General features: G+C 72.8%; 13 protein-coding genes. 5 read left to right on the top strand and 8 right to left on the bottom strand.

The window, feature by feature from the left end; genetic code table 11:
* Positions 1–67: 67 nt before the first annotated feature.
* The 4 genes from LL648_RS31720 to LL648_RS31705 all read left to right on the top strand — a co-directional run bounded on the left by LL648_RS31720 (position 68) and on the right by LL648_RS31705 (position 4,704).
* Positions 68–700 (top strand): ATP-binding cassette domain-containing protein, encoded by a 633-nt coding sequence (locus LL648_RS31720; protein ID WP_232666470.1) that lies wholly within the window; start codon positions 68–70, stop codon positions 698–700.
* Positions 697–2,637: a YhgE/Pip family protein gene (locus tag LL648_RS31715; protein ID WP_232666469.1), complete on the top strand. Its 1,941-nt coding sequence runs from the start codon at positions 697–699 to the stop codon at positions 2,635–2,637. The genes LL648_RS31720 and LL648_RS31715 overlap by 4 nt, the downstream gene beginning before the upstream one ends.
* Before the next feature lie 89 nt (positions 2,638–2,726).
* Positions 2,727–3,941, top strand: a complete 1,215-nt coding sequence (locus LL648_RS31710; protein ID WP_232666468.1) for an aminotransferase family protein — start codon at positions 2,727–2,729, stop codon at positions 3,939–3,941.
* 43 nt (positions 3,942–3,984) lie between these two features.
* A complete protein-coding gene (locus LL648_RS31705; protein WP_232666467.1) occupies positions 3,985–4,704 on the top strand; it encodes a head GIN domain-containing protein in 720 nt (239 codons plus the stop codon).
* Positions 4,705–4,873: 169 nt separating this feature from the next.
* On the opposite strand, the gene LL648_RS31700 is transcribed toward LL648_RS31705, so the two are convergent.
* Entirely contained in the window at positions 4,874–5,290 is a 417-nt protein-coding gene (locus tag LL648_RS31700) for a MarR family winged helix-turn-helix transcriptional regulator (RefSeq protein WP_232666466.1), read from the bottom strand.
* Positions 5,291–5,352: 62 nt separating this feature from the next.
* Here LL648_RS31700 and LL648_RS31695 point away from each other — a divergent pair, with 62 nt between their 5' ends.
* Entirely contained in the window at positions 5,353–6,216 is an 864-nt protein-coding gene (locus LL648_RS31695; protein WP_232666465.1) for an MBL fold metallo-hydrolase, read from the top strand.
* A gap of 121 nt (positions 6,217–6,337) precedes the next feature.
* On the opposite strand, the gene LL648_RS31690 is transcribed toward LL648_RS31695, so the two are convergent.
* From LL648_RS31690 to LL648_RS31660, 7 genes are all read right to left on the bottom strand, one after another.
* Positions 6,338–6,994 (bottom strand): (2Fe-2S) ferredoxin domain-containing protein, encoded by a 657-nt coding sequence (locus LL648_RS31690; protein WP_232666464.1) that lies wholly within the window; start codon positions 6,992–6,994, stop codon positions 6,338–6,340.
* Entirely contained in the window at positions 6,991–7,788 is a 798-nt protein-coding gene (locus LL648_RS31685) for an ABC transporter ATP-binding protein (RefSeq protein ID WP_232666463.1), read from the bottom strand. The genes LL648_RS31690 and LL648_RS31685 overlap by 4 nt, the downstream gene beginning before the upstream one ends.
* Positions 7,785–8,831, bottom strand: coding sequence for a FecCD family ABC transporter permease (locus LL648_RS31680; protein ID WP_232666462.1), 1,047 nt, complete (start codon positions 8,829–8,831; stop codon positions 7,785–7,787). The genes LL648_RS31685 and LL648_RS31680 overlap by 4 nt, the downstream gene beginning before the upstream one ends.
* Positions 8,828–9,865 (bottom strand): iron chelate uptake ABC transporter family permease subunit, encoded by a 1,038-nt coding sequence (locus tag LL648_RS31675; protein WP_232666461.1) that lies wholly within the window; start codon positions 9,863–9,865, stop codon positions 8,828–8,830. Before LL648_RS31675 ends, LL648_RS31680 begins: the two co-directional genes overlap by 4 nt.
* On the bottom strand, positions 9,862–10,887 hold the full coding sequence (locus LL648_RS31670; protein WP_232666460.1) for an ABC transporter substrate-binding protein: 1,026 nt from the start codon (positions 10,885–10,887) through the stop codon (positions 9,862–9,864). Before LL648_RS31670 ends, LL648_RS31675 begins: the two co-directional genes overlap by 4 nt.
* Positions 10,888–10,977: 90 nt before the next feature.
* Positions 10,978–11,433 (bottom strand): hypothetical protein, encoded by a 456-nt coding sequence (locus LL648_RS31665; protein ID WP_232666459.1) that lies wholly within the window; start codon positions 11,431–11,433, stop codon positions 10,978–10,980.
* On the bottom strand, positions 11,430–12,389 hold the full coding sequence (locus LL648_RS31660) for a ribonucleotide reductase (protein ID WP_232666458.1): 960 nt from the start codon (positions 12,387–12,389) through the stop codon (positions 11,430–11,432). The genes LL648_RS31665 and LL648_RS31660 overlap by 4 nt, the downstream gene beginning before the upstream one ends.
* Between the last annotated feature and the right edge of the window lie 112 nt (positions 12,390–12,501).

The raw sequence follows: 12,501 nt of genomic DNA, 5'->3' as shown, positions 1-12,501 counted from the left end.
CGGTAAGTCGCCCACGGGCTGGTGGACTTCCTTGAACGGTCCGTGACCCCGGTCGAACCTTTGGGGTGTGGAACACCAAGACGAGTACCCGCCGGTGCTGACGGCCGCAGGCCTCGGCGTCCGCACCCGCCGCGGGTGGGTCTTCCGCGACCTGACGATGGCGGTGCGGCTCGGTGAGGTCGTCGCGCTGTGCGGGCCCGCGGGCAGCGGCCGGTCGACGGCGTTGCTGGCGCTCGCCGGGCGGGCCGGGCCCACGACGGGCGAGCTGGTCGTCGGCGGGGCCATCGCCCCGCAGGAGATCCGGCGCCGGGTCGCGCTCGCGCGGGTGGGCGAGGCCGTCGAGCTGGAGCCGGACCTGCGGGTCGCGGACCTGGTGGCCGAGCGGCGGATGCTCGGCGCGACCGGTCAGGTCGCCCGCTACGCCGCCGTCCTCGGGGTGGCGCTGCAGTCGCAGCAACGGGTCGCTGATCTCCCGCCGCTGGACGCCGTGCTGTTCGCGGTGGTGCTGGCCGCGATGCAGCGGCCGCTGATCGTCGTCGTGGACGACCTCGACGCCGGCCTGGACCCGGACGACCGGCTGGAGGCCTGGGCCGCGATGGGGCAGCTGGCCGCGCACGGCCCCTCCGTCGTCGCGACCACCACCGCGCCGGCGCCCGACGCGGACACGGTGCTGATCGACGCGTTGGCACGGGTCTCGTGACGCTGGTGCGCCTCGCGGCGCTGGAGCTGCGCCGCTTCCACACGCCGTTGCAACGCGCGGCGCTCGTGTTCGCCGCGTGCGTCCCGCTGATCTACGGCGCGACCTACCTGTGGTCGAACTGGGACCCCTACGCGCGGCTCGACCAGATCCCGGTCGCGGTCGTCGTCGAGGACCAACCCGTGACGGTCGACGGGAAGCGGGTGGCCGCGGGGGAGCTGTTCACCGACGAGCTGCGCAAGGACCCGATCTTCGACTGGCGGTTCGTCGACCGCGCGGAGGCCGACCGCGGCCTCGCCGAGAGCGACTACTACTTCCTCATCGCGGTGCCGCAGGACTTCAGCACCAAGCTGGCCAGCGGCGCGACCGGCACGCCGCAGCGGGCCGCGATGCAGATCGTGCTCGACGACGCCAACGGGTACATCGTCGGGAAGATGGCCGAGACCGTGCAGGTCGAGCTGACCAACAAGATCGACGCGGCCGCCGTCAGCGCGTACTTCCTCTCGGTGTTCGGCAACCTCGACCAGCTGCACAGCGGCGTCGCCTCGGCCGCGGACGGCGCGGCGAAGCTGCGTGCCGGGGCCGACCAGGCGCGGTCCGGCAGCTCGGCGCTCGCCGACGGGATCACCCAGCTCAAGACCGGCGCCGACCAGCTTGCGCCCGGCGCCCAGCAGGTGTCCGACGGCGTCGGGGACATCGCCGGTGTCGTCGTGCCGGTCGCCAACCGCATCGCCGGTGCGCTGCCCTCGATCACCACGCCCGTCGCCGACGCCGCAACCGCCGCGGCCGGGCTCGCCCAGAGCGCAGCCTCGGCAGCGGCGGCCGTCGACAGCGACGCGAACTCGGTGGTCAAGGCGCTCGCCGCGTTGGGTGAGGACAACCCGAGACTGGCCGACGACCCCGTCTACCTGCGGGCGACGGCCGCGGCGACCCGCGCGGCGGGCCTCACCTCCGACGTCTCCTCGCGGGCCGGCAAGCTGCGCGACACGACCGCCACGATCGCGACGGACACCCGCTCGATCGCCGCCGACACCCCGCAGCTCCAGGCGAAGCTGCGCACCGCCGCCGCCGACGTCCAGCGCCTCTCCGACGGCGCCAAGGCCGTGTCCGACGGGGCGAAACGGCTCGACACGGGGCTCGGCAGCGCGCAGACCGGGGCGAACCAGCTCGTCACCGGCACCGGGCAGCTCGCCGACGGCGCCGGGCAGCTCGCCACCGGTCTTGCGGGCGCCGTCGCGCAGATCCCGTCGCTCGACCCCGAGTCCAAGCGCACCAACGCCGCGACGCTGGCCTCGCCCGTCGACGTCACGACGTCGAACCTGCACCCGGCGACCCAGTACGGGCGCGGGCTCGCGCCGCTCTTCTTCGGGGTGGCGATGTGGGTGTTCGGGATCGTGGCGTTCCTGTTGCTGCGCCCGCTCTCGGGCCGGGCGCGGGCGAGTGGGGCGAGCAGCCTCACCGTCGCGCTCGCCGGGTACCTGCCCGCGCTCGCCGGGAGCCTCGTCGCCGTCGCGGTGCTCGACCTCGTCGTCGACCTGGGCCTCGGGCTGGCCCCGGTGCACCCGTTCGCGCATCTGGGCCTGATCGCGTTGGGTGCCGCGGCGTTCGTCGCGATCGCGCACCTCTTGCGCGCGTGGCTCGGCGGGCTCGCGAGCGCGGTGATCCTCGTGTTGCTGATCCTGCAGCTCACAGCCTGCGGCGGGCTGTACCCGGTGGAGACGCTGCCGGCGCCGTTCCGGGCGATCCACCCGTTGCTGCCGATGACCTACCTCGTCGACGGCCTGCGCGTGACGATCAGCGGCGGCAACACGTCGCACCTGGTGACCGACGTGCTCGTGCTGGCCGGGTTCCTCGTGGGATCGCTCGCCCTCACCGTGCTCGTGACCAGCAGGAAACGGGTCTGGACCATGACCGAGCGAAAGCCCGAACTGGCCATCTGATCGTCGGAGGAGGCAGTATCGAGGTCATGGTGGAACCGGGCGAGGGCACGACTTCCGAGGGCACGGCATTTTGGCATCCGTTCGCGGCGATGGGGGCCGTCAGCGGCGCGGAGGTCGTGATCACCCGCGGCGACGACGTCTGGCTGTGGGACGACGCCGGCACCCGCTACCTCGACGCGACCGCCAGCCTGTGGTGCGTCAACATCGGGCACGGGCGCCGCGAGATCGCCGACGCCGTGCACGCCCAGATGACGCAGCTCGCGACCTACCAGACGTTCGGCGACTACACGAACAAGCCGGTGCGCGAGCTGACCGAGCGGCTCGCCGCGCTCGCCCCGATGCCCGGCGCGAAGGTGTTCCTCGGCAGCGGCGGCGGCGACGCCATCGACACCGCCGCGAAGCTCGCCAGGGAGTTCCACGCGCGCACCGGACATCCGGAGCGCACGGTGCTGCTGCACCGCACGAACTCCTACCACGGCACCCACGGCTTCGGCACCGCGCTCGCGGGCATGCCGGCGAACCGGCTGGCGGGCCCGTTCGTGCCCGACGTCGCCGCTGTCGCGCACGACGACGCCGAGGCGCTCGACGCCGAGATCAGGCGGATCGGCGCCGACCGGGTCGCGGCGTTCTTCGCCGAGCCGGTGATCGGTGCCGGTGGCGTGATCCCGCCGGCGCCGGGGTACCTGGAGCGGGCCGCGGAGATCTGCGCGGCGCACGGCGTGCTGTTCGTCGCCGACAGCGTGATCTGCGGGTTCGGTCGGCTCGGGTCGTGGTTCGGCGTCGAGCGCTTCGGGCTCGTGCCCGACATCATCGTCTTCGCCAAGGGCGTGACCAGCGGATACCTGCCGCTCGGCGGGGTCGTCGTGCACGGGCGGATCGCGGCGCCGTTCTTCGGGTCGCCGACGGCGCCGCCGTTCCGGCACGGCGTGACGTACGCGGGTCATCCGACGGTCTGCGCCGCCGCGCTCGCGAACCTCGACATCATGGAGAGCGAGGGGTTGCTCAAGCGCGCCGACGAGCTCGAGGGCGACCTCTACGCCGGCCTGCTGTCGCTGGGTGACCACCCGCTCGTCGCCGAGGTCCGCGGCGGGACCGGGGTGCTCGGCGGGCTGGAGCTCGACCCCGAGCGGCTCGCCGCGGAGCCCGGCCTGCCCGCGAAGGTCGCCGGCGCGACCCGCAAGCGCGGCGTGCTGATCCGCCCGATGATCAGTGCGCTCGGCTTTTCCCCACCGCTCACGGCGACGGCCGAGCACGTCGAGCTGATCGTCGACGCGGTGCGGGGTGGCCTCGACGAGGTGTCCTGACCGTCCCGCTACGGTCTGTGGATCAGGCCGATCGGGGGGATCTGTGTCCAGGAACAAGATTGCCGGTGTGCTGCTGTCGCTGTTGTCGGCGGCAGTGCTGGTGGGGTGCGGCAACGGGGTGGGGCAGCCCGGCCTCACCGGCAACGGCTCGCCGGCGTCCGGGGGTGGGGCCGACGGCGGATCCGCGATCGCTCCAGGAGCGACCAGCGAGCCGCGTCAGGTCAGCGGCTTCACCGGCGTCAAGCTCTCGACCAGCGGTGAGCTGCGGATCTCGCACACCGGCACCGAGTCGCTGACGATCGAGGCCGAGGCGGCGGTGCTGCCGAAGCTGACCAGCGAGGTCGTCGACGGCAAGCTGCTGCTCGGGATCAAGCCGAACGAGAGCTACTCGACGCGGGTGCCGGTCGTCTACAAGCTGACGGTGAAGGACCTCACGAGCCTCGCCGTCGCCGGCTCCGGGAAGGCGATCGACACCCAGATCACGGGCGACCGGTTCGAGCTCGACCTCGACGGCTCCGGCGACATCACCGCGGGCGGCACCGTGCGGGAGCTGATCGCCAAGGTCACGGGCTCCGGCGACCTGAAGGCCGACGCGCTCGTGGCGAACGTCGGGAGCGTCGTCCTCGACGGCAGCGGCGACGCGACGGTGAAGGTGAGCGACAAGCTCGACGCGAAGGTCAGCGGCAGCGGCTCGCTGACCTACCTGGGCAACCCGGCGCTCACCAAGGACGTCCGCGGCTCCGGCGACATCACCAAGGGCTGACCGGCGGGTCGGGCTCGCGGGAGCACGGCGGTGAGTCGCCACTTCCAGCCCGGTGAGTCGCCACCCCTGGCACGGTGAGTCGTCACTTTTGGCACGGTGAGTCGTCACTTTTGGCACGGTGAGTCGTCACTTTTGGCACGGTGAGTCGTCACTTCCAGCACGGCGGGGCTCAGCGGGCGAGGGCGCGCTGCAGCAACGCGTGCAGCGTGCCCTGCTCGGCGGCGCTCAACGCCGCGAGCGGGGAGTCCTGCACCAGCAGCGCGAGCAGCTGCTCCCGTTGCGCTGTGCCCGCCGCGGTGAGGACGAGCCGCTTGGCCCTGCGGTCGGTGGGGTGCGGGTGGCGTTCGATCAGCCCGAGCGCCTCCAGCTTGTCGACGACGAACGTCGCGTTGGAGGGTTCGCAGCTCATCCGCTCGGCCAGCTCGCGCATGGTGAGCGGGCCCGTCATCTCGCGCAGCGCCGTGGCCTGCGGCGCGGTGAGCCCGAGCGTCGTGGCGCGCTCGCGGACGTGGTCGCCGATCTGCCTGGCCAGCCCGTTGACGAGGCCGCAGAGCTCCCGCTCGGCGGTGACGTCCGGCTCGTGCATCGCACCAGTCTACGGCGAAACATCAAGTGACTAATGTTCTAGCTTGAACTATTCTCACTTGCATGACTTTCGACGACCGGCTGCGCCGGCCCGCCGGCCTCACGAAGCTCGCCCTCGGCGACACGACACTCACCTACGTGCCCGACGGCGCCGTCCAGCTCGTGCCGAAGGGGTGGCTGCCCGCGACCACCGACGGGACGTGGGCGGAGCGTCCGGAGTTCCTCGACGACACCGGCAACCTCGTCGCCGGGATCGGCGGCCTACTTGTCGAGCACGGCGACCGGGCGATGCTGATCGACGCCGGCTTCGGGCCGTCATCGGTGCCCGCGCAGGAGGGCTACCCGTACGGCGCCATCCACGGCGGCGCGCTGCCCGGCAACCTCGCCGCGCTCGGCCGGGACCCGGCCTCGATCGAGTCGGTCGCGTTCACCCACCTGCACATCGACCACGTCGGATGGGCATGGAGCCCGCTGCCCGGCGGCGACACCCCGGCGCTCGGCAGTGCCGAGTACCTGATGGCCGAGCCGGAGTGGGCCGCGCGCGAGCTGGCCGTCGAGCAGGGGATGACGCGGGAGATGCTCGACGTGATGGCGCCACGCGTCCGGACGGTGGGCGACGGCGAGGAGATCTTCCCCGGCGTCCGGGTGCGGTACGCCGCAGGCCACACGGCCGGCCACGCCGCCTACGTGATCACCGCCGGCGGTCGGACGGTCATCGCGTTCGGCGACGCGCTGCACTCACCGATCCAGGTGGAGCACCCCGAGTGGACCGCTGCCTCCGATCACGACACCACGCTGTCCGGCGCCGCCCGCGCCCAGCTGGTCGCGGAGCTCGCCGAACCCGGCACCATCGGCTACGGCAACCACTTCGCCGACGTCGTCTTCGGCGAGATCGGCCCCGACGGCCGCTGGCGCCCCGTCACCTGACAACTTCCCCACCGTTTTGCCAACCTGCACGGGCTTTCGGGTCTGCAGGTTGGCAAAACGGTGGGAAGTTCGGGACTGTGCCGTGCGAGAAGTGGCGACTCACCGTGCTGGAAGTGGCGACTCACCTGTTGGTGATGATCTCGGTGGCGCGCTCGGCGTCGACGGCGTGGTGCCACTCGCCCGCGGGTTCGACGACGACGAGCGGGCCGAGGTTGCAGGGGGCGAGGCAGCCGACGGGGGTGACGAGCGTGTCGGAGCCGCGGGCGGCCGCGCTGAGCGCGCGGTGCGTCGCCCCGGCGCCGTACGCCGTGCAGCGCGGGCCGCGGCAGACCAGCACGTGCCGCTGGTAGGTCGGCACCTCCGACCACGACGGGCTGCGGTACGCGGCGGGGCTCGCGGTGATCGGCTCCCCGTCGCCGCGCGCCAGCTCTGCGACCGCCGCCCCGACACCCGGCTCCGCGGCGAGCCCGCCGGCCAGTCGGACGTCGAGCGCCACCGGCGCCCGGGTCTCCTGCCAGTTCGCGACGCCGCGCGCGATCCACGTCGCCAGATACGGATCGGCCGGCACCGCCAGCGCGGCGACCAGCACCTTCTCGACGCGCGCCGCGACGGCCTCGTCGAGCACGGTGTGGATCGACGGCTCCGCCTGGTCGAGGTACGCCACCCGCACCAGGTCGGGCACCCCGGCCCCGACGGCCTCGGCGATCGCCCCGACCGAGCGCTGGTCGACCCCGGACGGCGTGGGCCGCGCCACCAGCAGCACCCACCGGTCGGTCACGCCGGCACCGCCTTGGGCCGGGGCAGCACCAGCGGCGTGCCGGTCAGCGGGTCCTCGATCACCGCGCAGTCGAGCCCGAACACCTCCCCGACGACGTCCGCGCGCACGACGTCGGCCGGCGGGCCCTCCGCCGCGATCCGCCCGTCCTTCATCGCGACGAGGTGGTCGGCGTACCGCGCCGCGAGGTTCAGGTCGTGCAGCACCAGCACGATCGTGCGCCCGTGCAGCACGTTCAGCTCGCGCAGCAGGTCGAGCAGGTCGACCTGGTGGGCGAGGTCGAGGAACGTCGTCGGCTCGTCCAGCAGCATGATCGCGGGGTCCTGCGCGAGCGCGAGCGCGATCCACACCCGCTGGCGCTGGCCACCGGAGAGCTCGTCGACGGCGCGGTCGGCCAGGTCCGCGGTCCCGGTGGCCGTCAACGCCGCGGCGACGGCCGCCTCGTCGGCCGCCGACCACTGCCGGAACCAGCGCTGGTGCGGATGCCGGCCGCGCCCGACCAGGTCGGCGACGGTGATCCCGTCTGGGGCGACGGGCTGCTGCGGCAGCATCCCCAGCCGGGTCGCCAGCGTCGCCGCGGGCACCCGGGCCATGTCGGCGCCGTCCAGCACGACGGTGCCGGCCCGCGGGCGCAGCAGCCGGGCCAGCCCGCGCAGCAACGTCGACTTGCCGCACGCGTTGGGGCCCACGATCGCCGTGATCCGCGCATCGGGGATCGTCACGCTCAGCCCCTCGACGACGGCGCGGTCGCCGTAGCCGAGGCCGAGCCCCTGCGCCCCGAGCTGCGAGAACGTCATCCACCTGCTCCGATCCGGTTGGCCCGCATGATCAGGTACAGCAGCACCGGCGCGCCGACGATCGCGGTGACGGCCCCGACGGGCAGCTCGTATGGGCTCAGCAGCCGCCGGGCGGCGAGGTCGGCGCCGGCGACCATCAGCGCCCCGATCCCGGCCGCCGGGATCAGGCCGAGGGTGCGCTCGGCGAGGATCCGGCGGGTGATCTGCGGCGCCACCAGCGCGACGAACGCGATCGGCCCGGCCGCCGCTGTCGAGAGCGCGGCCAGCCCGACACCGGCGGCGAGCAACGCCGTGCGGCTGCGCCCGACGCCGGGGGAGAGGGTGCGGGCGAGGTCGTCACCCAGCTCCAGCAACCGCAGCTGCCGGGTGAGCGCGAGCACCACACCGCCGAGCACCACCAGCGCGGCGCCCGCGATCACGACGTCGTTCCACGTCCGCCCCGCGACGCTGCCGACCAGCCAGATCGCGGCTCGCAGCGCCTCGTACCGGTCGGACCGGCTCAGCAGGAACGTCGCCGCCGCGCTGAACAGGGCCGTGACCCCGATCCCGACGAGCACCAGCCGGTAGCCGCTGAACCCGTTGCGGTAGGCGATCGTGTAGACGAGCACCGCCGCGACCGCCGCCCCGGCCATGGCGGCCGCGACGACTCCGCCGGCTCCCGCGCCGAGGACCGCGATCGCCAGCACGGCTCCCGCGGACGCGCCGGCGCCGATCCCGATGATGTCCGGGCTGACCAGCGGGTTGCGGGCGATGCGCTGGAACACGCTCCCCGCGATCGCGAGCGCCGCGCCGACCAGCACGGCGACGAGCGTGCGCGGGAGCCGGTTGCGCACCACCACGTCGTAGGTGATCAACGTGCCGCGCCCGGTCAACGCTGCCACCACGTCTCCGACGGGCATCACGTAGTCGCCCAGCGCGAGCGAGAGCAGCACGACGCCGACGGTGAGCACCCATGCCACCGCGCCGACCACAACGGCGACGGGCTGGAGCCGCAGCGACAGCCCACCACCTCGGACGACGACGGCGCTCACCGCGGTGCTCACAGTCGGGCCACCTGCCGCCGCCGCACCAGGTACAGCAGCACGGGCGCACCGACCACCGCGGCCGTCACCCCCACCTGCACCTCCTCCGGCGGCACGACCACCCGCCCGACGACGTCCGCGACCAGCACGATCGTCGCGCCGAGCACAGCCGACCAGGGCAGCAGCAACCGGTGGTCGGACCCCGCGACCAGCCGCGCGAGGTGGGGCGCCACCAGCCCGATGAACGCGATCGGTCCGGCGACGGCCGTCGCCGCCCCGGCCAGCACCACTACGGCCACCGCTGCCGCCGTGCGCACGCGCACGGTCGAGACGCCGAGTGTGCTGGCCATCTCGTCGCCGAGCGCGACGGCGTTGAGCGCCCGGCCAAGCCCGAACGCCAGCGCTGCGCCCGCGGCGACGAACGGCGTCGCCTGCAGCACCGCGGGCAGGTCGGCCCGGCTCAGCGAGCCGATCACCCAGAACCGCAGCAGCTCGAACGTGTCGGAGTTGAGCAGCGTGACCCCCGACGTCACCGAACCCAGCAGTGCTGCGACGGCCGCGCCAGCCATGGCCAGCTTCACCGGCGTCGCCCCGCCGCGCCCGACCGAGCCAGCGGCGTAGACGACGACCGCGGCGCCGGCCGCTCCCACGAACGCGAACCACACGTACCCGGTGAGCGAGCTGATCCCGAACCAGCCGTAGGCGATCACCGCGGCCAGCGCGGCGCCCGCGTTGACGCCGAGGATCCCCGGGTCGGCGAGCGGGTTGCGGGTGAGCCCCTGCACCACCCCGCCGGCGAGCCCGAGCGCGCACCCGGCGAGCAGCCCCGCGACCGTGCGCGGCACCCGCAGGTAGCGCACGATCAGGTCGGAGTCGCGCTGCGCGAAGTCGGTGAAGCTCGCGACCACCTGCGCGGCCGTGACCGGCTGGTTCCCGACGAGCAGCGAGAGCGCCGCCGCGCCGCAGAGCGCCACCACCGCGACGGGCAGCAGCGCGACCCCGGTCGCCTTGCGCACGGCCGTCGCCCGCGCGGGGCGGGTGAGCGTCGCGGTCACCGCCGGTCGGGGTGCACGATCGAGGCCACCAGCTCCGCGGCGTGCGGCACCCGCACCCCGGCGGCGCGGTCGGCGAACAGGAACGGTTTCACCTGGCCGTTGCGGATCGCCGTGACGTTCGCCAGCGCCGGGTTCGTGGCCAGCTTCGCCGCGTCCGGCTCGGCGCTCTCCAGCGTGTAGGAACCGTCGCAGCAGGTGCTGGTTAGGATGATGTCCGGGTTGCGGGCGATGATCTCCTCGGTGCCGACGGGGAAGTTGCGCTTGCCCGTGAGGTCGGCGAATGCGTTCTCGGCGCCCGCGATGTCGAGGATCTGCGTGACGAAGTCGGGCCCGCCGGCCACCCGGAACGAGCCGTCCTCCTGCGGCGAGATCACCGCGACGCGCGGGCGCGGCGCACCGGCGACCCGCTGGCGCACGGCGGCGATCCTCGCCTGCATGTCGGCGACGACGGCCGCGGCGCGGTCCTCGGTTCCGAACAGCTTGCCCAGGTCGCGGACGTCGGTGTAGACGCTGTCCATGGTGACGCTCGCCGGGTCGATCGCCTCGTCGGCGAGCCCGTCGGCGCTCGGGCACAACGGGCCGAACACCCAGGTCTGGACGCCGAGCTCACGCAGGCTGGCCCGCGTGCCGAAGCCGTTGGCGTTGCTCTGCGCGAAGACGCCGTTGTAGCCCGCGAGCACGAAGTCGGGGTTCGCCGAGAGCAGGGCCTCGCGGCTGGGCAGCTCGGGGAGGTAGTTCGTGCGCGCCTGCGCTTCCGCGAACTCCGGCAGCACGGCCGCGTCGAGGAACGCCGTGGCGACGAGCCGGTCGCCCAGCCCCAACGCATGCGCCATCTCGACGGCGGGCTGGTAGGCCGCGTAGACCCGCTGCGGGGGCCCGGCCGGTGCGACCTCCACGCCGCAGTTGCGCGCGGCCACCGGCCCGCCGGCCGCAACCGGTGCGGCCGGCGGCGGCGCGCACGCAACGAGGACGGCACCACAAGCGGCGACGACAACGGCGCGCCACACAGGCGAGGGGAGCATGCCGGCCACACTAATGAACACCTGAACAAATGCTCAATCGTGATGATGATCGCTAACGCGTCGACAACGACGTTGTGGCTGGTGTGAGCGCTAACAAGCAGCAACAACGTCGTTGTCGACGGTGGCGGGGACCCGGCCGATCGCCCCCAGTGCCTCCACTACGAAGTAGACGCCGCGGAAGAACTGCAGGACGTTGCCTCGTTGCAGCGCGAATTTGCGGGTCATCAGCAGCCGGCCGGCGTCGGCGCCCGCGAGCAGGTCGCGCCACGCCTCACGGTTGGCGCTGAGCGCGTAGGTGGCCCGCGCGGCCTGCTCGGCATCGACGAGCGACGCCGCCACGCATCGCCCGTCCTTCCACTCCAGCAGCAGGTGCGCCGACCGGGCGGGGTCGGTGAGCGCCCACGACGCGGCGTAGCCGTCGCGGGCCCGCTCGATCCACTCCCAGTACGTCGGCAGCTTCCCGGCCCGCAGCTCGTCGTCGGGCTCGGCGTCGACCGCGACCCGCACGGCCTCGGCCCAAGCCGGTGTGAACAGCTGCACCGTCATCCCCCCGCCAGTTCCGGCTCGATCTTCTGGATCTGCTCCTGGATGTCGGGCGGGATGTCGATCCCGACGTCGGAGAGCTTCATCGACAGCTGCCGGATCATCAGCCTGCGCACCTCCTCGGGCGTCCAGCCCAGCGACTCCAGTGCGAGGCGCCTGCTGACGGCCCCGTTCATCGAGAGGATCGTGCGCAGCGTCTCGTGGATCTCCAGCAGCAGCGCGGGATCGGACCGGACGGAGTCGCGCAGGAACCGCATCCCGCCCTGGACGTGGCGGGCCTCGTCGCGGCAGGTGGCGGTGAAGCCGGTGTAGTAGCCGGGCAGGAACCCGCGGTTGCGGCAGTAGCTCAAGGTGATCTTCATGACCGACAGCGCGAGCACGCCCTCGATCCAAAGGAAGTACGTCGTGCCGTAGCGGACCCGCGCCGCCGGGTCCTCCGGGTCGCGCCGCAGCTCGTCGGCCTGGCACGCCAGCAGTCCGAACGGCCCGACGAACGTCTCCCCGATGTAGGGGTAGGACGCGTCGAGGACCTCCTCGACCGTTGTGCCGGGCATGCCGACGACCTCGCGGTAGAAGCGGTCGAAGAAGATCGTGTGCCGGGCCTCGTCCTCGATCTGGCTGGACATGTAGATCTTGAGCTCTTCGCTGCCGCCGAGCATGAAGACGGGCAGCTCGATCTCGACCTGGCGCTCGCCGTGGTGGAACCCCGAGGAGATCGCGATGAAGGCGTCGCGCTCCTCCTGTGTCATCCGTTGCTGCCAGTCGACGGCGTCGGTGGTGAAGTCCAGCTCGTAGACGTCCCAGCGCTGGCGCAGGTAGCGGCGGTAGAGGTCGAGGTAGTCGGGTAGGCGCTTGAGGTCGGCGTGCAGGTAGGCGAGCACGTCGTCGATGTCGACGTCGCGGATCTCGGCGAGTGACGAGTTCGCCACCGCGTCCTGTTCGGATCGGGTCGACGTCACGTCGGGCCTCCAGTTCCACACCGAATTCTGGAATCGAATTCAACAGTACGTGAAGGCATGGCGGCGGCCGTCACTGATTGACTCAAACGGAACCGATCGGTACGGTCAAGAA

Origin of the sequence: Pseudonocardia sp. TRM90224, assembly GCF_021245725.1 — a bacterium.
Classification (GTDB): domain Bacteria; phylum Actinomycetota; class Actinomycetes; order Mycobacteriales; family Pseudonocardiaceae; genus Pseudonocardia.
The sequence above is the reverse complement of the archived record's forward strand: the minus strand, read 5'-3'. Positions and strand labels throughout refer to the sequence as shown.